The sequence below is a fragment of the Rhodovulum sulfidophilum DSM 1374 genome, assembly GCF_001633165.1.
Taxonomy (GTDB): Bacteria; Pseudomonadota; Alphaproteobacteria; order Rhodobacterales; family Rhodobacteraceae; genus Rhodovulum; species Rhodovulum sulfidophilum.
The window spans coordinates 2,396,824-2,418,338 of record NZ_CP015418.1 but is presented as its reverse complement, the minus strand read 5'-3'; the positions used below and the strand labels follow the sequence as shown (position 1 = coordinate 2,418,338).

Below are 21,515 nucleotides of genomic sequence, written 5' to 3'. Positions count from 1 at the left end.
CGGGCGCGCCTATAAGCGGCAGGAACCAACAGGCGGAGGCCCCATGCGGACGGCGAAAATCACGCGAAAGACGGCCGAGACCGAGATTTCGGTCGAGCTCGGGCTCGACGGCTCCGGCCGCTACGATATGGCCACCGGGGTCGGCTTCTTCGATCACATGCTCGACCAGCTCGCGCGCCACTCGCTGATCGACATGACCGTGCGCTGTCAGGGCGACACCCATATCGACGACCATCACAGCGTCGAGGATACCGGCATCGCGATCGGCCAGGCGCTGGCCCAGGCGCTGGGCGACAAGCGCGGCATCCGCCGCTACGGGTCCTGCCTGCTGCCGATGGACGATGCGCTGCTGCGCGCGGCCCTCGATCTGTCGGGGCGGCCCTATCTGGTCTGGAATGTCGATTTCCCGACAGAAAAGATCGGCGGCTTCGACACCGAACTGGTGCGCGAATTCTTCCAGGCGCTCGCCACCCATGGCGGGATCACGCTGCATGTCGACGCCCTGCACGGGCTCAACAGCCACCATATCGCCGAGGCCGCCTTCAAGGCCGTGGCCCGCGCCCTGCGCGAAGCGGTCGAGACCGACCCGCGCAAGGCCGATGCCATCCCCTCCACCAAGGGAGCGCTCTAGACCGATGCTGACCGCCATCGTCGATTACGAGTCGGGCAACCTGCATTCCGCCCAGAAGGCCTTCGAACGGGTCGCCCGCGAAACCGGGGCGGGCGAGGTGGCGATCACCTCGGACCCCGACACCATCCGCCGCGCCGACCGCGTGGTGCTGCCCGGCGACGGCGCCTATCCGGCCTGCCACCGCGCGCTGTTCGACCATCGCGGCGTGTTCGAGGCGATCGAAGAGGCGGTGATCTCGGGCGGACGGCCGTTTCTGGGCATCTGCATCGGCATGCAGATGATGGCCAGCCGCGGGCTAGAATATGAAGTGACCCCCGGTTTCGACTGGATCGGCGGCGAGGTGGTGCGGATCGCCCCCGGGGACCCGCATCTGAAGGTGCCGCATATGGGCTGGAACGATCTGGTGATCGAGACGCCGCATCCGGTTCTCGACGGCATCGCGACCGGCGATCACGCCTATTTCGTGCATTCCTACCATTTCCGCGTCGCCGATCCCGCGCACCGGCTCGCGCATTGCGACTATGGCGAGCCGGTCACCGCCATCGTCGGGCGCGGCACCACCATCGGCACCCAGTTCCACCCCGAGAAAAGCCAGGCGACCGGACTCCGGCTGATCGCCAATTTCCTCGCCTGGGCGCCCTGAGCCTCAGCCCTCGGGAAACACCCGCCGGGCCAGCAGCACCCGCGACAGCGCGGTCACGAAACACAGCGCGCCGAAGCCCCAGGCCAGCGGCGCGAACAGGCCGGGCCAGAGGCAGATCGCGGCGAAAAACGCAATGGTCTCGGTCCCTTCCAGAAGCCCGCCGGTGAAATAGAGCGACTTCGTGCCCCGCGCGCGGGTCTCCATCTTGCGCCGCTCGGCCAAGATGGCGAAGCCGAGGAAGGTCGCGCCATTGACATAAAAACTCGTCAGCAGAAACGCCCCGGCCGCCCCGTTCGCCACCGGATCCATCAGCACGAACCCCAGCGGCACCGCGCCATAGACGAGAAAATCGGCCACGATATCGAGATAGCCCCCGAAATCTGTCTTGCGCCCGGCCCGCGCCACCGCCCCGTCAAGCCCGTCGGCCAGCCGCCCCGCCAGCAGCGGCACCAGCGCAAGCCCGGGCGCGCCGAGCGCAACCATCGCCGCCGCCAGAAGCCCGGCCCCCAGCCCCGCCAGCGTGACCGCATCCGCCGTCACCCCGCACGCCGCAAGCCGGATCCCCAGCCAGTCGAGCGGTGGGTCGATCAGCCGTCGCATGACCCCGTCCAGCATGCCCTGCCCTCCTCTGCCGCTCCCAGACTGCCCGTGCCGGAGCACCGGCCGCAAGGCCTCACCGGCCCGGTTTTCTCGGGCCTCGTGTTCTCGGGGCGCCGGCTCGGACGCAATACGGTCATCACCACCGCTTCAAGAACCTCTGACAGGCTTTTCCCACTATATCTGCCGCCGTCTCATCTTCCCCCGTATCACCGGCAAAGGCAGCCCGCATCAGCCGCGCGCCATGCGCATTACATCCGAGGCATCCGGACCGGTGGCGCAACCCGAACCCTATACGCAGCATCGTCATCTGGTCTGACACGTCTCATCCGGGGCCAAAGTCCGCGGCCAGATTTCGACAATTCACTATTGCGCCCCCTCGGCGAGCCAACTAAGAGGACGGCGTGGCGGGTATGGTGTAGTGGTAGCGCGCCGGCTTCCCAAGCCTGAAGTGCGGGTTCGATTCCCGCTACCCGCTCCACATAACCCTATTGGCTGTTCCCTCACTCACTGTGCGCTGTTTCGGCCCGACTGCCGTCGGCACGTTTCTTGATTGCATGATCTGATGGTGTGCACGGCCACGCGGATGTCGGCGTCCCGGTTCGAACCGGTTGTCCCGGCAGGTTTTCCATCAGATCGCCATCTTGCCCCTTGCCGCTCTGCGGGATGGCCTAGGCGTCGGTAATATACGGCAGACAACACGGATGGCGGTTACCCTCTTCGCGATGCGTCTCATGCGTTCCTTGCCGCGCCCCCGACGCAAGGTCGGGCCGAGAGGTCACGCGATCTCCGGTCCGGGCATATCCGCAAGGGGCACCATGAGCCCTCGATATGGCATATTGCGATGCCGGAAGCGGGATTCATCCGCCCCCATCGATTGACGCAGAATGGTCGCAGGCAATTATCGTCGGCCGCAGGTGGAATCACTGGATCAGCACGATCCGGACGCCGGCGCGGAAGCGGTTCATCACCGCTCTGCGCGACCATTTGCCGGGACCGTAGGCCTAGAAATCCTGCCATCCAGCGTCGTTGACGACGGCGCGTTTCGGCAGCTCGAACTCGGCGGCGGGGGGCGGCGCAGCCGCCGGGATGGCGGTCTCCGTGCGGGAGTGGGGAGAAACGGCCGCGGCAGGTCCCTTCAGGCGGAACCGGGCGACGAGGGTCTGCAGATTGCCCGCCTCCTGCTTCATTGTAACCGCGGCGGCATTCGCCTCTTCGACCATGGCCGCATTCTGCTGGGTCACCTTGTCGAGCTCATTCACCCCCACATTGATCTCGCCGAGGCCGACCGACTGCTCCTGCGCGCCGGTCGCGATATCGGCGATCAGCGCCGCGATGTTGCCCACCCGTTCGACGATGTCGGTCAGCGCCGCCCCCCCGCGGTTGACCAGGGAGACGCCGGTCTCGACCTGATCGGAACTGGCCGAGATCAGGGTCTTGATCTCCTTGGCGGCTTCGGAGGAGCGCTGGGCCAGCGCCCGCACCTCGGATGCCACGACCGCGAAACCGCGTCCGGCCTCGCCGGCACGCGCTGCCTCGACGCCCGCATTCAGCGCCAGCAGGTTGGTCTGGAAGGCAATGTCGTCGATCACGCCGATGATCTGGTTGATCCCATCCGAGGATTTCTTGATTTCGGCCATCGCCCCGATGGCATCCCTGACCACCAGGCCGGACTGTTCGGCATTGCCGCGCGCCTCGCGCACGACATCCTCCACCTTCGCAGCGCCCTCGGCGGCCGAGCGCACACTGGACGTCATCTCGTCGAGGGCTGCCGCGGTCTGTTCCAGTGTCGCGGCCTGGTTCTCGGTGCGGCGCGAGAGGTCGTCCGAGGCGCCGGAGATTTCCTCGGCGCGGGTGGTGATCTCGGTCGCGTTCTCGACGATCTCGCCCATCAGCGCATTCAGCGTCTCGACCGTCGCGTTGAAATCCTGACGGAGCTGTTCGTAGTCGTCGGCGAATTTCATGTCGATGGTGCTGGTCAGGTCGCCCTCGGACAAGGACCGCAGCCCCGAGGCCAGATCCGCGACCACCCGCTCCTGTTCATGCCGATCCTCCTCGCGCGCCGCAGCCTGGCGTTCGGACTCGGCCAGCTTGTCACGGAAGGCGGCAAGATTGCGGCCCAGATCGCCGATCTCGTCGCGGCGACGCGCCTCCGGAATGGCGGTCTCATAGCGTGCATCGGCGACGTCGTTCATGGACAACACGAAGCTCGCCAGCGGCCGTGTGACGCTGCGCACCAGAACGAAGGATATGGCGACGAGGATCAGCATGCCAACGATCTGCGTGATCGCCGATGCGTGCCGCATACTGGCCATTTCTCCCTGGATGTCAGAGACATAGGCGCCGGTTCCGACAAACCAGCCCCAGGGCTTGAATTCCTGAACGTAGCCTAGCTTCATCTCGGGCTCGGTCTCGCCGGGTTTCTTGAACCAGTATTCGACCGGTCCCGATCCGTCCCGCAGGGCAACCTTGCGCATTTCCTGAAAGAGCTTCAGCCCGTTGACGTCGGCATAGCCGGACTTGTCCGTCCCGACCCAGTCGGGCAGCATCGGATGCGCGGTGATGACCAGATCGTTTGTCAGCGCGAAGACATAGCCGGAAGCGCCGAAACGAAGCGTCTCCAGCAGCTCGCGCCCCCGCGCCTCGGCCGTGGCCTTGTCTATCTCTCCCGCCGCGACCCTGGCTTGCAGCCCGGACAAAAGCGAGATCGCCGCATCCGTCATGCCGTGAAGCTCGGTCTTGCGCATATCATAGGCGTTTTCGACAGCACGCGACAGAAGCAGAAACGAGATAAGAGCCGACAGCGCAAGCGCCACAATGACAATGGAGTAGATCCGAGACGGAATCCGATACAGGAAAGCGGGCATTTTTAACTATCTCCAATTGATCATGGAGATGCTTATTACCGCAAAAAGTTTAGAAAACGTCTTCCTTCGCAAATCTAGGTAAATGCTGCCGAATTACATTTCCGGCCGAGCTTCAACCTCGCCGAAGCGGCCTCATCCTGATGTCGCCACAACCGCGCGGCCCGGTCAGAGCGGATCTGGAAGGCAACCAGCACCCGCTGGCCGGTTTGCCGGATGAAGATGCCGAGGCGTGGCTGTGCAAGGTGTGCCGGTGGACGACGCGAAGATCCGGGCGGCCATGATCGAAGGCGCCCGGGAAACCCCCGATCCCACCGCGCCGGTCTATGCGCTGATGCTCGACCTGCAGGTCACCCTCTGGCGCCAACTTGGCACAAAAGCCGTTCCAGCGGATTTCAACGTTTCCGCAACAAGCTTCGAGGCCTGGCGCGCAGACCTCGTGACGCGCATCATGCGGGGTTATGGGGATCCGGTTCAGGAGGTGCTCACGCGGCTCGCCGTCGTTCAGAGGTTCGACCGGACTGCGTTTCAGGCTGTCACACCGGAGTTCAACATTCCGCTCGCCGACAGTGCCTTCGACAGTCTTGCCGGTCTGTCCCTCATGTCCGCAGAGGAGGACGGCTGGCTGACGCCGCACCGCGCCATTGCCGACGCCATCGTCGAGGCGGCGCACCCTGCGCTGTTGGAAGCCTCCCGCACCTTCCTGCTGTAGCATTTCACGGACCGGGCCAAGCCCGAACGTGTCCTGGATGTCGAGGAGACCACTCTGGCCTGCCTCGCCGAAGCCGCGCGCTTGAGGCGGGCCGAATCTCAACAGCGGATTCTATGCGGCAAAGTATCAGATACCGGCAATGCGCAAACGCGGCGGCGGCTCGATTGTCTTCACTTCCTCCTTCGTCGGCCACACGATCGGACTGCCTGGCATGCCCGCCTATGCCGCGGCAAAGGCGGGCCTGATCGGCATGACCCAGGTTTTGGCGGCGGAACATGGGCCCGAGAACATCCGCGTCAACGCGCTCCTGCCTGGAGGCACCATGACACCGATGGCTGGAGAGGATGCCGCTGTTCATGAGGTCGTGCGGGATTTCCACGCGCTGAAGCGCATGGCTGACCCATCCGAGATCGCGCAGGCGGCTCTCTTCCTCCTTTCCGATCATGCGTCATTCGTGACCGGAACCGCAATGATCGCCGATGGCGGAAACTCGATCAATAAACTCTAAGGCACACGAAGCGGACACTGGCCAATTAAGCGCCAGCGTCCGCTTCTCCCGTATTCCGTTGAAAAACGCGACTTGTCCGAAGGTCTGACCGTTGATTCAATATCGCTGTAACCGTCAGAGGTGAGCGGCGATGATGGGGTCCCGGCAGGAAGCGCAAGGCGCTCTGTTCTACGAGTTCTCGATCGAAGCGCATGTGCCGCCAGACCATCTGCTCCGATCTGTGGATCGGTTCGTCGATCTGACTGGCATCCGCCAGCACCTGGCCCCGTTCTACAGCTCCACGGGGCGGCCGTCGGTTGATCCGGAACTGATGATCCGCATGCTTCTGGTCGGTTACAGTTCGGCATGGTGCCGCCATTGGTCCGAGGCCCATGCCGGACGGCATCCGGTCCGAACGCCGGCTCTGCGAGGAGGTCCATCTCAACCTCGCCTACCGCTGGTTCTGCCGCCTCGATCTGACCGTGCCCGTGCCGGATCATTCGACCTTCTCCAAGAACCGTCATGGCCGCTTCCGCGACAGCGACATGTTGCGCCATCTCTTCGAGACCGTTGTGGCCCGGTGCATCGCGGAGGGCCTGGCCAGAGGCCAGCGCCTCGCCGCGGATGCCAGTATCATCCAGGCCGACGCGAACCGGCAGAACTCGACGCCGAAGTCAGACTGGCAGCCGGGCAGCATCGACCCTGAAGAGGCGCCCCGGGCTGTCAGGGAATACCTGGAAACGCTCGATGACGCCGCCTTCGGTGCAGCGAGCCCGGTCGAGCCGAAGTTCACCTCCCATTCCGATCCGGCTTCGCAATGGACCGGGGCTCGGGGAGGTCCGGCCTACTTTGCCTATTCCACCAACTACCTGATCGACACCGACAACGGCGTGATCCTCGATGTGGAGGCCACCCGGTCGATCCGCCAGGCCGAGGTTGGATCGGTACGGACCATGATCGACCGGGTGAACGATACCTTCGACATCGCACCGGAACGGCTGATCGCAGATACCGCCTATGGCACCGGCGTCATGCTGGACTGGCTGGATCGGCAGCGCGGCATCGCACCCCATATCCCGGTGATCGACAAGTCAGGCCGTAGAGACGGGACATTCGAGCGCGCCGACTTCGCCTATGACGTCGAGAGGGATGTTTACACCTGCCCGGGCGGCAAGGAGTTGAAGCAGAGTCGGCGGTCCTTCACGAAACCCCGGGAAAAGAAACCCGATGAGGATGGCATGCTCCGCTACCGGGCCGGCAAGGCCGATTGTGATGCCTGCGACATGAAGGCGCGCTGCTGCCCCAAAGAACCCTCGCGCAAAATCCTCCGGTCGATCTTCGAGCCCTCCCGGGATCGAGCGCGTGCGATCACCCAGACCACCGACTACGCGATCTCCTGCAAGCTCCGGAAAAAGGTGGAGATGCTCTTCGCGCATTTGAAGCGCATCCTGGGTCTCAGCCGTCTCCGATTGCGGGGCCCGAGCGGCGCACGTGATGAATTCCACCTCGCAGCCACCGCACAGAACCTCCGGAAGCTCGCAAAGCTCCTTCCGATCCCACCGGTCGCCTGTTGAGGAAGGATAGGCGCAGGCGCCGCAAATCCTGAGCGAGGAGAAATGCGATCGCCGAGCCGAGTTTTTCAACGGAATACCCGCTCTCCGGACCTTGGCGGCTTCAGGGCGTGCCGCAGCGGCGATGAACGGCGGCTATCGGCAGGAAACGTCCATGGTCGGTTCGGACAACGGGCAATGTGGACCACGCCGCTTCTCGCGCGGTCCACAATCTCGATTTTACATTCAAATTCAGATGATTACTTTGGGGATGGTGGGCCGAGAGGGAATCGAACCCCCGCTGTCGATGGGTGTAAACCATCCGCTCTACCCCTGAGCTATCGGCCCCCCGGATCCGGCCACGCAATCTGCGGGCGATCTCCGGACAGGCATATCCGACGCAAAAACGCCCATGGCGCGCCGTTCGCCTGCCGCGCCGCGCGGTCTAGCCGGTGATGCGCGTTGCCGCAAGCCCCAACGGCTGCACAGCCGCCCTCCGACGGGGTCTGGTACGGGCGGCCCGCACCATCTACCATTGATTTTATTGTATTTTTTCCATAAAGCCTTGGCTGGCATACCATCTAGCATACCATCTAGCATACCAGCCAATATCATGCCTTCTCTCCATTCGCCTCGAGCCACACCTCCATCTCCTCCCGGTGGATCAGACGGGTGTTCCCCATCTTGATCGTTCGGACGGCGGGGCCAGCCCTTTCCAGCCACCGCCGGACAGTATTCGCGCTGACCCCGAAAAGAGCCTTGGCGTCCCTGGGGCGGAAGTAAATCGGTTGTGGGGTGTCACCCATCGTCCTGGCCCTCCACACGCTCGATGTGAACGATCCGGCCGGTCCTGTCCGTGAACCAGCGAATGCGTGGCCCGCCGCGGACTGTTGCCTCGCTTACCAGCGGATCAGTGTCGGTTAACGCCCGGATAATTCGCCCGCCACACTCCCATCCAATGCGGGCGAGGGCTTGCGGACCGCCGGGCTGGCCGGATCGCCATGGGTCGGCGCGGGCCAGACGATGGGCCGGCCGTCCCGCCTTTTGCGCCCGAGTGGCCGCAGCTTCCAGCGCGCGCTGGTCAAGCGCCTGATCCTCCAATGCTATGACGGCATCGAGCAGCTGGTCCGCAAGATCCATGTCGCCATCTTCCAGAGCTCTGGCAGCTTCCTGCTTTTTCGCCGCGATCTCCGGATCATCGCCGGGCCGGGCATCCAACTCCTCTTTCAGAGCAGCGTAACGCTGTGCGATTTCAACAAGTTTTTCGCCATAGCGCTCCGGCACGACATCGATTTCCCCTGCGGCCTGAAACGCCGCGGCAACCTGCCGCTCGTTCAGCGAGAGCTTTTCCCTGAGCAGCGCCAAGAGTTCCTTCTGCTCTTGTGTGCGTTCCTTCAGCCCCTGGGTGGCTGCATCAAATTCCTCTTTCAGCTCTTGAAAAAGCTCGGGCGGAATGCCGCAGATGATTTCCACATCACTGCTGGAGATACTTCCCCCGGTGGCCAGGGAGCAGCCAGAGGCGGTCACGTCACGGCCAAAGGCCCGGACGGGGTCAGCTGGTATTGCGAAGCAGAGTAGAGCCCCAAGCAGGAGTGATGCGCCGCGATCAATCATCGGGGGCCTCGCCAGGCTGGGCTGTGCCGTTTGAATTGTTAATCGTTATCGTGCTTCCGGAGATATCCCCTCCGGTCGCAAGGCTTCCGTTGTCGGTCTGGATATTGTTTCCCGCAAAGGCACCGGCCAGCAACAGACATCCAAGGCCTCCGAGGCAGATCGCCCAAACGCCATCACGGCCAATGCCTTTTCTAACCGTCACGTTGTTGCCGAAATGAACATTCCCGCCCGCAGCTAAACCGCTGTTGCCGGCCAGCACTTCCCGACCCTCTCCATCTGGAGGCCGTTTTGTCTTTCCTTCGCCGCTGGACTTTTCTGACCAGAAATACTTGACCACGGTCCACAAGCCGCCGGCCCCGACCACCAGCCCGCCGCCAAGCCAGGTCAGAGTCCGCTGTGTTTCATCCTGGCTGAGCTGATCCAATAGTGTCTCAAACATAGGAGCCTCAATTTCATCAACTCAATCACAGTCAGAATGAACCCAAAAAAGTTTCAAAATCAAGCTGACCCGAGGGCAGATGGTTCCGGCGGGAGAATAAGGATTTTGGCTAAAGGTAGAACTTCTGTGTATAGCTGTCTCAGGTTCTGACCGCAGCATTGTGATACTGCGCCAGGATGGTTCATGACCGCTTTCGGGCTGCCTGCGGACCTACATGGAACCTGACGCTAACGATCGCTATCGGCCGGGACCGGTCATCCGCTGGACCTAGCGTGAAGGTAGGCTCTGGGTCGAAGTAACCGGAAGAAGTCGCAGCAAACTCGCTACAGATACTTTTTCGATTGGGCGCTAGCTTTGTTCCAACGATTCACCAGACCGTCCCAAAACTTGCTTGTTTCATCGCGGCCTGCCCAACGTCGCTCGTATGTTTCGCGAGCAGATCTAATTGCAGATGCTAGAGCCATTGGGTTGGCTTCTGCTGCCTCAAGCGCTCCACGTGTCTGCGGGCCGATCTTTCCGTCTACGGGCACATTTAAGGCAATTTGCAAAGTTCGGACCGCGCCTGTGGGACCACGATTCCACGCTACGTCCCTAAGAAGAAACTTAATTGAATTGGAATTCGCAACCCTTGCCGGAAAGTCGGTCTTGCCTGCAATGTACTTTACGGCTTCTCGCTCTGCCTGATCGGGATATCCAGCTTCAATTATCCTACGCAACCTTACAGCCTCCGCGCGGTGATATCTTTCATTTATCCCCGCGACTTCAAACCGTCCACCTCCGTCACCTCTGGGTAATTTGTATGCGATCACTTTTCCGTCCGGACCTCGGCGTGCTTCATAGTCAACAATGAACTGCACCATCTCCAATCTAAGGGATTTAGGATCTAAAACTTCCAGAGTTTGGCTCTGCTCAGTTGAACAGGCAACAAGCGGTACGGACAGCGCAAGTATCAGTAGTCGACGACGTGAATAATTCATTTTTTCTCCACAATTCTCGATAGCTTATAGAAACTTCAAGGGCGTAACTTGTAGCTTGACGGTGCACTGCCTCAAAGTCGAGCCCACTCTATTTCAATGTTCCAAACTAATCCTCGGAATGGCACCGATCTTGCACTTGCGGCGAATTACGGCTTCGACAAGCGGCATTGCAGCATACTTGTAGCGGGGCGAAGGTCCGGTTAGGGCCGGAAGCGACGAGTACGGTGGCGGCGGACTGCGGACCTTCTCTGCGCGTGCGAACCGAGCTCAGCGAGATCACGGAAGCGGGCATCCCGCCAGGAGCGCGCTCCTCGGTGCCGCGCGACCTATACAGGCGGGCGGGTAGTTGCCGTTCGCTCAGTACGCAGTGGGCTGGAAAGCTGCGAGAAAAGCAGTCCTCGACCGGCAACTGTAAGGGAGCTTTTGTTCGTGCAGTCGCTACTGGTCGTTTATGAGGTGCTGAGAGCATCGATCTGTTCCTCCTTCGCAGAAAAACTTGCAAGGCTGGGATTGCCCAACAGATCAATTTCTCGACAGGAATCCGGATGAATATCAATAGTTATTAATAACTTACAGGCCCAATGCCTAAGCTTGCCTTCATAAGAGGAGAGCATGGTGCTCGCAAAGTAGAATACGATATTAACAAGCAAAATAATAGAGAAGGCGAGGAGCGCGCGAAGCAAAAAGGCATGAGCCATTTTTATGGAGGTGATTTTTCTATTTATGCCATCCTGATTTTGCACCGTACATAAAAGCGTTTTTTTTGTGATCTCGATGGTGGGCTCATTTTCCGACCAAGATCCTAGAATGTCACTAACCCCGATGCGGTGCGACACGGAGACTTCCAAGACACGGAAGGCCCAAACGCCTGCGTAAGAAACATACAACACTGACAAGGCCAGCGCACACATGTTAAAATACATTGGTGCGCTTCCGACTTTACTTTCCCAAACAGTTGCCGCCAAAGTGACAAGTAATGGTACGAGTGTTGAAACAACTACTAAGTACGTAGAAGCTTTCTGATCTGATCCATTGCGCCGCTTCTCTTCAGCGTCAGATATGCGCAGCGCTTCCTCAAGCGCCTTATCACATTCTCTCTCAGGAGAGAAATTTCGGATGGAATCTTTCTGCTGCTCAAGCCTTGCCCTGCTACTCTCAATCTCACAGGGACGAGGTGACTCGAGAAAAGGCCAGAAAAAGTGGATTACCTTATAACGCCACTTCACGAGGAGATTTCCACTAATGTGTCAACAATCGCCTGAGATATTTGGCTTCCAGTGCGACGTTCAATCCAAGCCCACTGTCCGTTCGGGTTGATTTCTAAGAACCAATACAGCCCGTCAGTGTCACAGACGAGGTCAATCGCGCCATACTGGAGCCCGAGGCAACGCGTAAGAGCAAGGCACTTCTGAGAAATTTCCTCTGGCAGTGAGACTACCTCATGCTGAAGATCCAGTCGTCCACCGCGCCTCCAATCAACTTGAGTCTCAAGTTGAGTCTGGGAATAAATTGCGACCGCAAACACACGAGCACCTACGATAGTTACGCGCACATCAAAGAATTTTTCTATCTCGGCCTGATAAATTACAGGTGAAATCTCAACCGCAGCCCGATCTTGATCCTCCAAGGGCGCAACTCTATGAGTAAATATAACAGACCCGGTTGGGCCGTGATCGATAAGTGAATGACGTAAAGGCTTTCCTACAACTGGAGTGTTGTTTTGAAAAATGCGAACTGCGTCGAATGTATTTCCAATCAGCGTTTGAGGAACTTTTAAGCCGATATCGGTCGCTACACTAAGTTGTCTTGGTTTATCTTCCGCCCGAAGGATGGAGAATGGAGAGTTGAGCCACTTTCCTTCCATAGAGTTCCACAATGATCTGAGCACCGCAGTCCACTCGCTTTTAAGATATTCTTGAGCCCCACGATCCTCAATACCACCGGGTATTTCTGGCGTACCGGGTCTTCGAAAGTAACCCGCGCGCACGTCGGATAGGTTTAGAGATGACTTTTCAAATTTCAGTCTCCATCCAGATTGCGGCTCAAATTGAATATCTGCTAATGGAAGATCTTCCGTATTTAACCTAAAGTATTCTATACCCCTGCGCTTCAACTCTAGGACAATGAAGTCCGACGTGATATCCCTCTTGTTTGTAGCTAGTAATATCATCGCTTGAACTCAAAATTACACCACTGCTGCTTGCAAGTGGTGGTTGCGCATGATTTGATGAGGCAGAACTACTCATCTAATAAAGGGGACTAAATTTCCAGAATGCTCTCATCATCTCTCTACTTGGACATCCGTTTTTGTCATCAACTCTATAAGGCTTGGTGGTACGCTTGCGCTGGCATCACAGAATGTGTCTATATCTGCCTTGTCTTCTTCTACATTGTGAGATGTTTTGGTCTCTAGCTCTAAAATTGTGCCTGTGCTAATGCACTGATCATCGGACTCCGCTTGAGTTTCCGTTTTTGTTTGGAGTTCCAGACATTGCGTAGCAGAGCGAGATGCAAAAGCTTCCTCATCGTCGCTTTCCGCGGTGATTCTTGTTACGGTACGGATTTCAAGCAACGCCTCATCTGCGGCTTGTACTATAGGCTGACGCGTCCCTCCGAGCTCGACCACCCAAACGCAGCTCTCTGGATCGTATCTGCCAGAGATCTCTGGAGCGTAAGACCGCGGAACGGCGCCGCGAAAAAGTAACGGGCGTACCGATAATTGACATGATGTACGAATAGACATCTATTTTTTCCTTCTTAAACTCGCGCCCTCAAGCGCCCCTTCAAGGCCCAGGCTTTCTGTACCTATAGCTAGCGGATGAGCGCTTGGGTGCAAAGGGTCTAATCGGACAGGTCGGGTTGGTACTAGAATTCCGCTTGCCAGTGGGGAGATTTCCAGCTCAGTAGGCAGCTTAGGGCTGATACTGTTGAAGACTCCTACTATCACTCAACAGCGGTCCGAAGTTGGAAATTTGTTCCTTTCGATGTCGAACTGGGGGCGGTTCAGGCCTCCACAGCCACAAGGCAGAACCTTGTTCATGCGAACACCGACGCGCCGACGCGTCAGCGAGTCTTCACCAGTGGTCTGGGAGATGTCATCCGCCGCGCATCGCACCATAGTCTGCTAAGGGCCGATTGCTCACTTTTCTTTTCTCTCACCGTTCTTTTTCGCATCAAATTTTTCCCAGACGTGCTTGCGGCCTTTTTGGCGCGCATCGGCAAGCCAAAGCTTCTTGCGGATACCGGCGACCTCAAGATCTCTGTACTTGCCACCTGAGAACTTTGGCCAGTCGATAGCGAGGCCTTGCTTAACCAGTTCCTCGGATAGGTCACGACCATCGGGTAGGAAGCACTTTGCAACTGTGCGGCCATATTCGTCTTCATCAGTGATTTCGGCGCGTATATTATGGCCCTTACACAGACGCACCATGGCCCACTTGGCCTTTTTGCCGTAGGGGTGATTTAGTTCCGGCGCGTCTATCCCGTAAAGGCGCACTTGTGTCTTTTGGATCGTAATTGTGTCACCGTCCGTGACGTAAGCTGGCCCTTCCAGCACGCGCGGCAGCGTGACTGAGTGAGCGGTCTCAGCATCAAACGTCGCGCCCCTTGCTGGTGGCGCACCAGACTGCGGCGTTTCAGGTTGCGCGGAAGAAACGGTGCTGCTGCGGCCTGCCTTATAGGCAAGCGCTTCTCTAACAGGTTTCCTGTTTGGTCTGGCCTTAGGCCGATAGGTCGGCTTAAAAAGCGCTCTTAAAAGAAATTTCAACATGGCTGAACTGTACGAGGCGATGTTCCCCACGGCAAACGGATTGCAAGGGAAGCAAATGATAACATCATAGATCCGCCAAGAGTGAATTTGTTAGGTACTTCTGGGCTTGCTGCCCGTCCTGCAGTGGATAGGTCAGCTGTAGCGCAAGTCGGGAATGACGGGCCCCGTCGCAGCATCAGAGGTGATTGACGAACGGCAGAAACTGGTCGTCTGCGTCTTTGGTTGAGGCATGTTCCATGGTCCAAGCGGAAGTCCGCTTCGGCGATTCGTCAACTCGCAATGGCAAGGGGCGGCGAACGGCCGCTATCGGCAGCAAGCGCCCGAGCGGGTTGCCCCAGAGCCCATATCTGGCCGCTCCGCTGCGTGAGAGCCAAGGTTGCAGTTCCAAGTAAGCCCCATTGTTGATGGGAGCGATCCCGCTCATCTATCAGCCGAAGAACCTGAGCTGACCACATTCTCCGCTGACCCGGTGACGTACCTGGCCCATGCCTCCATCACCGGGCGGCGCCGCTCCAACAGATCCGAGCGGGCATAGGTCCGCTCGATCCGCCCGCCGACAGTGTGTCCGAGGATCGTTTCGGCCACGTCGAATGAGCAAGCATCGGTGTCTTGCACCCACATGCGGAACGACGACCGGAAGCCGTGTGGCCGACCATCCTCCTTGAGCACGCGCAGGGCCTTCTCTATCGCCGCACTGGTGATCGGCGCACTGCGGCCGCCGGTGAAAAGGATATCCCCAAACGCCTCTTTCTGCCGCTGCACGATCGCAAGGGCCGGATCGGTCAGCGGCACGCGAAATTCGCGAACGTGCTTCAGCGTCCCTTTCATCCGCTCCGGAGGGACGGTCCAGACGTCGCCGTCCACCTCAGCCGCCCTCGCGCCAGCGCATCCCATGTACCTGACCAGCGTCAGCATCATGAAGCGCAGGCACTCGTGTCCCACGGTCCCGGCGTTGAGCCTTGCATAGAGCGCGGGCATGTCCTGCCATGGGGTAGCGGGGATGTGCTTCGGCGTGTGGATGACTGCCCCGAGCATCCGCTGCGCCGCCTCGGCCGAGAACGGGTCACAGCCGAATCCCATCAGCCGCCCCTCATGCAGCACGATCCTGGTGCGTTGCAACGCCTTCTCGGCGGTCGGGAATTTCGTCCGCCAGATCGGGGCCAGGGCCCCCTTGATGTCCTGAGGGGTGATTTCGGAGACGCGCATCTTGCCGATGTGCGGCAGAACATGCCGCTCAAGAGGGGAAAACCACCGGCCGCGCTCGCCGCCGCCGCGCAGGGTGGCCTTCCGCGCCTCAAAGACGAGCTGCGCCATCTCTGCAAATGTGGGATCTGTCTTGTCGCGTTGGGCCTTGGTGGCGGCGCGCTCTTCCTTCCGCTCGGTGATCGGGTCTCGCCCAGCTCGCAGCACGGCCGCCCAGCGGTCTCGTTCCCGGCGCGCGTCGGCCAGGCCGACCTCCGGCCATGAGCCGAGCCCCATGTTGCGCCGCGTCCCAAGAAACGAATAGCGGAAGTTCCATTTCCCCGAGTCCTGCCTCGTCTTGATGAGGGACAGACCGCCTGCGTCCCCGTAGCGCCCCGCGGGCGCCGCCTTGATTTCCCTGACCGTCAGCATACCACCTAGCATACCATCTTGCAGCGTGTTCCCCCGGCATCCTGTGGATCTCGCTGGAGTAGTCCCGCCCCTAAACCATTGCAGTTATGCCTTATTCATATGGCCACCTGCAACGCTCTGAAACACTAGTTTGGTACGGGCGGCCGGACTCGAACCGGCACGGCCTTTCGGCCCAGGCATTTTAAGTGCCATGTGTCTACCGTTCCACCACGCCCGCCCCCGACCCGGCCAAGGGCATCTCCGGCCAATACAACCACCGGAGGGTCCGACCTCTCCTAACGTTCCCAGTGACATGCGACAATGTCAAAGACGACGACCGGAGCGGGCGTATCGCCGCTGCCCCAAGCGCGGGCAAGCCCCCTTCCGGGATGTCACGGCTCGGGGACGGTCGCGAAGGCGACCTCCTTCACGGCCTCCATCGCGACGAAGGTCGAGCTGTTGGCTACATGCGGCAGGGCCGAGATCCGTTCTCCCATCACCTCGCGATAGGCGGCCATGTCGGCGGTGCGCACTTTCAGCAGATAGTCGAAACCGCCCGCGATCATGTGGCATTCCTCGATCTCCGGGATCGCCCGGACCGCGGCATTGAAGGCGCGAAGCGCCGCCTCGCGGGTATCCGACAACCGCAGCTCGACAAAGGCGACATGGGCAAGCCCCAGACGGATCGGGCTCAGCATCGCGCGATAGCCGGTCACGATGCCCTCGGCCTCGAGCCGGCGCAGGCGGGCCTGGGTGGGTGTCTTGGACAGACCGATCCGGCGGCCAAGCTCGGCCACCGGAATCCGCCCCTCGGCGGCGATTATCCGTAGAATCGCGCGATCATAACGGTCAGGCAGGAAAGTCGCGTCAGGCATGAAAACCCTCATATGTTCAGGCGGATCACCTTCATAAATCCGAAAATGCAGGCGAACGGACTGCCGATTTGACGCTATGATGGCCGGAAAACAGGGAGACTTCCATGCAGGACGACACCGTGCCGCTGCGCGACCGGATCGAAGCGGCCACCTATGCCCCCCAGACGCAGGTTCTCGAAGGGCTGCTGGAGGCGACCGGGCTCGATGACGCGGATCGCAGGCGGATCGAGGCGGCGGCGGTCCGGCTCGTTCAGGCGATCAGGGCCGGCGAGCGGCCGGGGCTGATGGAGGTGTTCCTGGCCGAATACGGGCTGTCGACCAATGAGGGCATCGCGCTGATGTGCCTGGCCGAAGCCTTGCTTCGGGTGCCCGATATCGAGACCATGGACGCGCTGATCGAGGACAAGATCGCGCCCTCGGACTGGGGGCGCCATCTCGGGCGCTCGGCCTCGCCGATGGTCAATGCCTCGACCTGGGCGCTGCTGGTGAGCGGGCGGGTGCTGGAACGTCGCGATCCCGGGCTGATCGCGACGCTCAAGGGCGCGGTCAAGCGGCTGGGCGAACCGGTGATCCGGAGCGCGGTGGCGCGCGCGATGCGCGAGATGGGGCGGCAATTCGTGCTGGGCGAGAGCATCGAGGCGGCACTGGAGCGCGCCAGGGATCTCGAGGCCCTGGGCTATACCCATTCCTACGACATGCTGGGCGAGGCCGCGCGCTGCGAGGCCGATGCAGAGCGTTATTATCAGGCCTATTCCCACGCCATTGCCAAGATCGGGCTGGCGGCGACCCGGAACGACGTGCGGAGCAATCCGGGTATCTCGATCAAGCTCTCGGCGCTGCATCCGCGCTATGAGGTGGCCCAGCGCGATCGGGTGATGGCCGAGCTTGCCCCGCGTCTGCTCGAGCTTGCGCTCAAGGCGCGCAGCATGGGCATGGGGCTCAATATCGACGCCGAGGAGGCCGACCGGCTGGTGCTGTCGCTCGACGTGATCGCGGCGGTTCTGGCCGACCCTCGGCTGGCGGGCTGGGACGGGTTCGGCGTGGTGGTGCAGGCCTACAGCCCCCGGGCCGGGTTGGTGATCGACGCGCTCTACGCGCTGGCCGAGAGGCATGACCGGCGGCTGATGGTCCGGCTGGTCAAGGGCGCCTATTGGGACAGCGAGATCAAGCGCGCCCAGGAGGCCGGGGTAGAGGGCTTTCCGGTCTTCACCCGCAAGGCCGCGACCGATGTCAGCTATATCGCCAATGCCCGCAAGCTGCTGCGCATGACCGACCGGATCTACCCGCAATTCGCCACCCATAACGCCCATACCGTCGCCGCGATCCTCGACATGGCGCCCGACGACATGGACAGCTTCGAGTTCCAGCGCCTGCATGGCATGGGCGAGGCGCTGCACCGGATCGTGATGGAAAAGGGGCTCGGCACCCGCTGCCGGATCTATGCCCCGGTCGGCGCGCATCGCGAATTGCTGGCCTATCTGGTGCGGCGGCTGCTGGAAAACGGCGCGAATTCCTCCTTCGTCAACCGGATCGTCGACGAGACCGTGCCGCCCGAGGCGGTGGCCACCGACCCGCTTTCCGAGCTCGAGGCGCAGCTCGACGCCGAGGCGCCGGCCGGCCTCCGGCCCGGCCCGGCCCTGTTCGAGCCCGACCGGCGCAATTCGCGCGGCTGGGATCTGGCCCATGGGCCGCATCTGGCGCAGATCGAGACGGCCCGGGCCCCCAGTCGCCGCGCGCATTTCAACGCCGCGCCCCGCCTTGCCGGGCCGGTCCGGGCCGAGACCCCCGCCCCGCGCCACAGCCCGTCCGACCCGACCGATCTGGTCGGCTGGGTGCAGGAGGCCTCGACCCGCGATGTCGTCACCGCGCTGGCCCATGCCCGGCCCTGGAACATCCCCGAACGCCGCTGCGCCGAGGTGCTGCGCCAGGCCGCCGACCTTTACGAGGCCCATGCCGGCGAGATCTTTGCGCTGCTCGCACGCGAGGCCGGCAAGACGCTGCCTGACGCGGTGGGCGAGCTGCGCGAGGCGGTGGACTTCCTGCGCTATTACGCCGCCCGGATCGACGGCCTCGCCGCCCCCGCGCGGGGGCTCTTCGTCTGCATCTCGCCCTGGAACTTCCCGCTGGCGATCTTCACCGGCCAGATCGCGGCGGCGCTGGCTGCGGGCAATGCGGTGATCGCCAAGCCCGCCGAACAGACCCCGCTGATCGCGCATCTCGCCACCGGATTGCTGCACGAGGCGGGCGTCCCGCCGGAATGCCTGCAATTGCTGCCCGGCGATGGCCGGATCGGTGCCCAGCTGACATCGGACCGCCGCGTCACCGGCGTCGCCTTCACGGGCTCGACCGAGACCGCGCGGCTGATCCAGCGCGCGATGGCCACGCATATGGCCCCCGGCACGCCGCTGATCGCCGAGACCGGCGGGCTGAACGCGATGATCGTCGACAGCACCGCCCTGCCCGAACAGGCGGTTCGCGACGTCATCGCCTCGGCCTTCCAGTCGGCCGGGCAACGCTGTTCGGCATTGCGCTGCCTCTATGTGCAGGAAGACATCGCCCCGGGCTTTCTGGCGATGCTGCAGGGCGCGATGGCCGAGCTGCGCCCCGGCGCGCCATGGGAGCTGTCTTCCGATCTGGGGCCGCTGATCGATGCCGAGGCCCATGCCGCCATCGCCGGCCATGTCGCCACCGCCCGCGCCGAGGGACGGGTGATCTGGGAGGGCAGCGCCCCGCGCGAGGGCCATTTCCAGGCGCCGGTCGCGATCCGGGTGCCGGGCATCGAGGCGATCGAACGCGAGGTCTTCGGCCCGGTGCTCCATGTGGCAACCTTCGCGGGTGGCGAGCTCGACCGCGTGGTCGAGGCGATCAACGCCTCCGGCTACGGCCTGACCTTCGGGCTCCACAGCCGGATCGACGACCGGGTCGAGCGCATCGCCGGGCGGCTGGCCGTCGGCAATGTCTATGTCAACCGCAACCAGATCGGCGCGGTGGTCGGCAGCCAGCCCTTCGGTGGCGAGGGTCTGTCGGGCACCGGCCCCAAGGCCGGGGGCCCGCATTACCTGCCCCGCTTCACCGAACGTCCGGCACCCGAGGCGCATGTCTCGACCGACCCTGTCGGCGGCGCCCCGGCCGCGCCCGAGGCTGTCGCGGCGGCGGTGCGCGCGGCGCAGCCCGCGCGCGGCCCCGAGACGCTCGATCTGCCCGGCCCGACCGGCGAAGCGAACCGGCTGACGACGCTTGCACGCCCGCCGCTGCTTTGCCTCGGGCCGGGACCGGGCGCGTCGGCCGCGCAGGCCGAGGCGGTGCGCGCGCAGGGCGGCGCGGCGGTCACGGTCGAAGGTCTGCTGGAGCCCGCGGCGCTGAAAGATATCGAGGGGATCTCGGGCGCGCTCTGGTGGGGCGATGCCGAAACCGGCCGCGCCTATGCGCTGGCGCTGGCCGAGCGCGACGGGCCGATCCTGCCGCTGATCGCGGGGATGCCCGATCCGGCACATGTCAGGCTCGAGCGGCATCTCTGCATCGACACGACCGCGGCCGGCGGCAATGCGGCGCTGCTGGCGGAGGCCGGTTCCGCTTGACGCCCCCCGCGCAGCGGCTAGCTTCCCGCCATGTTTCCGCTGCGCGACCACAATCCGTCCTCCCGTTTTCCCTTCGTCACCCTCGCGCTGATCGCGGCAAATGTGGCGGTGTTTCTGTTTTGCCTGCCGCTTTTCTCGAACCCGAAGGCGCTCCATGCCCTGTTCATGGAATGGGGCATGGTGCCCGCGCTCATCACCCAAAGCGGCGACTGGTCGGGGATGCTGACCTCGATGTTCCTGCATGGCGGGGTCCTGCATCTTGCGGGAAACATGCTTTTCCTCTGGATCTTCGGCGACAACATGGAAGACCGGTTCGGACATCTGGGCTTCCTGCTGTTCTATCTGGCGGGGGGCGTCGCGGCGGCCCTGCTGCAATATGCGGTGGAGCCAAGCTCGCCGATCCCGGTCGTGGGCGCGTCGGGCGCCATTGCGGCGGTGATGGGCGGGTATCTTCTGCTGTTCCCAAAGGCGCGGGTCGATCTTCTGATCATCCTGATCGTGATCTTCCGGGTGATCCCGGTCCCGGCCTGGCTGATGCTGGGGCTCTGGTTCGGCCTGCAACTCTATTCCGGTGCCTCCGCCCCAGCGGATGAGGGCGGGGTCGCCTACTGGGCGCATTCCGGCGGCTTCATCGCCGGGCTGGCGCTGACACTGCCGCTCTGGCTGAAGCTTGGCGGCCCGGCCTTCTGGAACCGCACCGCCGGCAGCCCGCCGCATCCGGTCGGCGTCTACCGCGCGACATCCGTGCCGCGGGTGCGGCGGCGGCGCTGAGCCGAAAAAGACGACGGAACGGGATTGCAGCGGGCAGCCGATGCGGCCCCCGGAAAAGCGACATTGACGGGATTGTCACGTCTTGCCCTACGCGGGCACCGTCCGGCAGGGTGCCGCGACAGGTCCGGGATCAGTCGTCTCGGCCGAAGTCGTCCAGTTCGACGACACCGGCCGCGTCGAGCGCAGCGCGCACGCTGTCGCCCATACCGACCGCGCCAGACTGGATCGAGGCGAATATCGCAATGCAGGTGCCGATGATCGCGGCCGTCAACACGATCCAGTCGACGGTAACCGCCCCGGAAGTGTCACGAAGAAAAAGCCGCAACCGAAGCGGCGCCCGGTCACCGGCCCCTCTTGCATCCTCGGTCATCGGCCGCTCCTTCCCGCCCCGCTCAGTCCTGCAGGCGCAGGATCG

Annotated in this window: 18 protein-coding genes, 3 tRNA genes and 2 pseudogenes; 8 read left to right on the top strand and 15 right to left on the bottom strand. The window is 62.1% G+C overall.

The features are described 5' to 3' along the window. Positions 1-43: 43 nt before the first annotated feature. Both hisB and hisH read left to right on the top strand, forming a co-directional pair. Positions 44-631: an imidazoleglycerol-phosphate dehydratase HisB gene (gene hisB / locus A6W98_RS11425; RefSeq protein ID WP_042461604.1), complete on the top strand. Its 588-nt coding sequence runs from the start codon at positions 44-46 to the stop codon at positions 629-631. 4 nt (positions 632-635) lie between these two features. Further along, complete coding sequence (gene hisH / locus A6W98_RS11420; RefSeq protein WP_042461601.1) at positions 636-1,274, top strand: imidazole glycerol phosphate synthase subunit HisH; 639 nt, start codon at positions 636-638, stop codon at positions 1,272-1,274. Positions 1,275-1,277: 3 nt separating this feature from the next. On the opposite strand, the gene A6W98_RS11415 is transcribed toward hisH, so the two are convergent. Then, positions 1,278-1,889 (bottom strand): CDP-alcohol phosphatidyltransferase family protein, encoded by a 612-nt coding sequence (locus A6W98_RS11415; protein ID WP_042461599.1) that lies wholly within the window; start codon positions 1,887-1,889, stop codon positions 1,278-1,280. A 389-nt stretch (positions 1,890-2,278) separates the two neighbouring features. On the opposite strand from A6W98_RS11415, the gene A6W98_RS11410 reads away from it, so the two are divergent. Beyond that, positions 2,279-2,352, top strand: a tRNA-Gly gene (locus A6W98_RS11410). A gap of 523 nt (positions 2,353-2,875) precedes the next feature. On the opposite strand, the gene A6W98_RS11405 is transcribed toward A6W98_RS11410, so the two are convergent. Beyond that, positions 2,876-4,738: a methyl-accepting chemotaxis protein gene (locus A6W98_RS11405; protein WP_042461597.1), complete on the bottom strand. Its 1,863-nt coding sequence runs from the start codon at positions 4,736-4,738 to the stop codon at positions 2,876-2,878. Positions 4,739-4,988: 250 nt separating this feature from the next. Here A6W98_RS11405 and A6W98_RS11400 point away from each other — a divergent pair, with 250 nt between their 5' ends. The 3 genes and pseudogenes from A6W98_RS11400 (at position 4,989) to A6W98_RS11390 (ending at position 7,508) form a co-directional block, all read left to right on the top strand. Beyond that, positions 4,989-5,447 (top strand): hypothetical protein, encoded by a 459-nt coding sequence (locus A6W98_RS11400; RefSeq protein ID WP_042461595.1) that lies wholly within the window; start codon positions 4,989-4,991, stop codon positions 5,445-5,447. 94 nt (positions 5,448-5,541) lie between these two features. Further along, positions 5,542-5,955 (top strand): annotated as a pseudogene (locus A6W98_RS11395) (SDR family oxidoreductase); the annotation flags it as partial. Between the two features lie 130 nt (positions 5,956-6,085). Beyond that, positions 6,086-7,508: pseudogene (locus A6W98_RS11390) on the top strand (IS1182 family transposase). Between the two features lie 248 nt (positions 7,509-7,756). Here A6W98_RS11390 and A6W98_RS11385 read toward each other — a convergent pair. The 12 genes from A6W98_RS11385 to A6W98_RS11350 all read right to left on the bottom strand — a co-directional run bounded on the left by A6W98_RS11385 (position 7,757) and on the right by A6W98_RS11350 (position 16,751). Beyond that, a tRNA-Val gene (locus A6W98_RS11385) sits at positions 7,757-7,832 on the bottom strand. A 263-nt stretch (positions 7,833-8,095) separates the two neighbouring features. Continuing rightward, positions 8,096-8,290, bottom strand: a complete 195-nt coding sequence (locus A6W98_RS22355) for a helix-turn-helix domain-containing protein (RefSeq protein WP_042461593.1) — start codon at positions 8,288-8,290, stop codon at positions 8,096-8,098. Continuing rightward, complete coding sequence (locus A6W98_RS21495; protein ID WP_168161797.1) at positions 8,283-9,098, bottom strand: hypothetical protein; 816 nt, start codon at positions 9,096-9,098, stop codon at positions 8,283-8,285. The genes A6W98_RS22355 and A6W98_RS21495 overlap by 8 nt, the downstream gene beginning before the upstream one ends. Beyond that, the gene (locus A6W98_RS21085) at positions 9,091-9,537 is read right to left on the bottom strand and encodes a hypothetical protein (RefSeq protein WP_155734783.1); all 447 of its coding nucleotides are present in this window, start codon (positions 9,535-9,537) and stop codon (positions 9,091-9,093) included. Before A6W98_RS21085 ends, A6W98_RS21495 begins: the two co-directional genes overlap by 8 nt. 323 nt (positions 9,538-9,860) lie before the next feature. Further along, positions 9,861-10,514: a putative peptidoglycan-binding domain-containing protein gene (locus tag A6W98_RS20365; protein WP_081251906.1), complete on the bottom strand. Its 654-nt coding sequence runs from the start codon at positions 10,512-10,514 to the stop codon at positions 9,861-9,863. Between the two features lie 449 nt (positions 10,515-10,963). After that, positions 10,964-11,740: a hypothetical protein gene (locus tag A6W98_RS21080; RefSeq protein WP_155734782.1), complete on the bottom strand. Its 777-nt coding sequence runs from the start codon at positions 11,738-11,740 to the stop codon at positions 10,964-10,966. Further along, positions 11,737-12,684 (bottom strand): MvdC/MvdD family ATP grasp protein, encoded by a 948-nt coding sequence (locus tag A6W98_RS11370; protein ID WP_042461588.1) that lies wholly within the window; start codon positions 12,682-12,684, stop codon positions 11,737-11,739. The genes A6W98_RS21080 and A6W98_RS11370 overlap by 4 nt, the downstream gene beginning before the upstream one ends. A gap of 111 nt (positions 12,685-12,795) precedes the next feature. Then, a complete protein-coding gene (locus A6W98_RS21075) occupies positions 12,796-13,257 on the bottom strand; it encodes a hypothetical protein (RefSeq protein WP_155734781.1) in 462 nt (153 codons plus the stop codon). Between the two features lie 396 nt (positions 13,258-13,653). Next, positions 13,654-14,283: a thermonuclease family protein gene (locus tag A6W98_RS21965; protein ID WP_231098264.1), complete on the bottom strand. Its 630-nt coding sequence runs from the start codon at positions 14,281-14,283 to the stop codon at positions 13,654-13,656. A gap of 420 nt (positions 14,284-14,703) precedes the next feature. Next, positions 14,704-15,897 carry a tyrosine-type recombinase/integrase gene (locus tag A6W98_RS11360; RefSeq protein WP_052678145.1) on the bottom strand — a complete coding sequence of 398 codons (1,194 nt, stop codon included), beginning with the start codon at positions 15,895-15,897 and terminating at the stop codon, positions 14,704-14,706. A 131-nt stretch (positions 15,898-16,028) separates the two neighbouring features. Beyond that, positions 16,029-16,114, bottom strand: a tRNA-Leu gene (locus tag A6W98_RS11355). 154 nt (positions 16,115-16,268) lie between these two features. Then, entirely contained in the window at positions 16,269-16,751 is a 483-nt protein-coding gene (locus A6W98_RS11350) for an Lrp/AsnC family transcriptional regulator (protein WP_042464963.1), read from the bottom strand. A gap of 104 nt (positions 16,752-16,855) precedes the next feature. On the opposite strand from A6W98_RS11350, the gene putA reads away from it, so the two are divergent. After that, positions 16,856-20,329 (top strand): bifunctional proline dehydrogenase/L-glutamate gamma-semialdehyde dehydrogenase PutA, encoded by a 3,474-nt coding sequence (gene putA / locus A6W98_RS11345; RefSeq protein WP_042461584.1) that lies wholly within the window; start codon positions 16,856-16,858, stop codon positions 20,327-20,329. Between the two features lie 30 nt (positions 20,330-20,359). Continuing rightward, positions 20,360-21,100, top strand: a complete 741-nt coding sequence (locus tag A6W98_RS11340) for a rhomboid family intramembrane serine protease (protein WP_042461582.1) — start codon at positions 20,360-20,362, stop codon at positions 21,098-21,100. Between the two features lie 130 nt (positions 21,101-21,230). Here A6W98_RS11340 and A6W98_RS11335 read toward each other — a convergent pair whose 3' ends face one another. Further along, entirely contained in the window at positions 21,231-21,470 is a 240-nt protein-coding gene (locus A6W98_RS11335) for a Flp family type IVb pilin (protein ID WP_042461581.1), read from the bottom strand. Positions 21,471-21,515: the final 45 nt, after the last annotated feature.

Excerpts from the sequence above, each read along its gene's own strand:
- hisB (WP_042461604.1), top strand. The coding sequence starts at position 44 with ATGCGGACGGCGAAAATCACGCGAAAGACGGCCGAGACCGAGATTTCG.
- hisH (WP_042461601.1), top strand. The coding sequence starts at position 636 with ATGCTGACCGCCATCGTCGATTACGAGTCGGGCAACCTGCATTCCGCC.
- A6W98_RS11415 (WP_042461599.1), bottom strand. The coding sequence starts at position 1,889 with ATGCTGGACGGGGTCATGCGACGGCTGATCGACCCACCGCTCGACTGG.
- A6W98_RS11405 (WP_042461597.1), bottom strand. The coding sequence starts at position 4,738 with ATGCCCGCTTTCCTGTATCGGATTCCGTCTCGGATCTACTCCATTGTC.
- A6W98_RS22355 (WP_042461593.1), bottom strand. The coding sequence starts at position 8,290 with ATGGGTGACACCCCACAACCGATTTACTTCCGCCCCAGGGACGCCAAG.
- A6W98_RS21495 (WP_168161797.1), bottom strand. The coding sequence starts at position 9,098 with ATGATTGATCGCGGCGCATCACTCCTGCTTGGGGCTCTACTCTGCTTC.
- A6W98_RS21085 (WP_155734783.1), bottom strand. The coding sequence starts at position 9,537 with ATGTTTGAGACACTATTGGATCAGCTCAGCCAGGATGAAACACAGCGG.
- A6W98_RS20365 (WP_081251906.1), bottom strand. The coding sequence starts at position 10,514 with ATGAATTATTCACGTCGTCGACTACTGATACTTGCGCTGTCCGTACCG.
- A6W98_RS11370 (WP_042461588.1), bottom strand. The coding sequence starts at position 12,684 with ATGATATTACTAGCTACAAACAAGAGGGATATCACGTCGGACTTCATT.
- A6W98_RS21075 (WP_155734781.1), bottom strand. The coding sequence starts at position 13,257 with ATGTCTATTCGTACATCATGTCAATTATCGGTACGCCCGTTACTTTTT.
- A6W98_RS21965 (WP_231098264.1), bottom strand. The coding sequence starts at position 14,283 with ATGTTGAAATTTCTTTTAAGAGCGCTTTTTAAGCCGACCTATCGGCCT.
- A6W98_RS11360 (WP_052678145.1), bottom strand. The coding sequence starts at position 15,897 with ATGCTGACGGTCAGGGAAATCAAGGCGGCGCCCGCGGGGCGCTACGGG.
- A6W98_RS11350 (WP_042464963.1), bottom strand. The coding sequence starts at position 16,751 with ATGCCTGACGCGACTTTCCTGCCTGACCGTTATGATCGCGCGATTCTA.
- putA (WP_042461584.1), top strand. The coding sequence starts at position 16,856 with ATGCAGGACGACACCGTGCCGCTGCGCGACCGGATCGAAGCGGCCACC.
- A6W98_RS11340 (WP_042461582.1), top strand. The coding sequence starts at position 20,360 with ATGTTTCCGCTGCGCGACCACAATCCGTCCTCCCGTTTTCCCTTCGTC.
- A6W98_RS11335 (WP_042461581.1), bottom strand. The coding sequence starts at position 21,470 with ATGACCGAGGATGCAAGAGGGGCCGGTGACCGGGCGCCGCTTCGGTTG.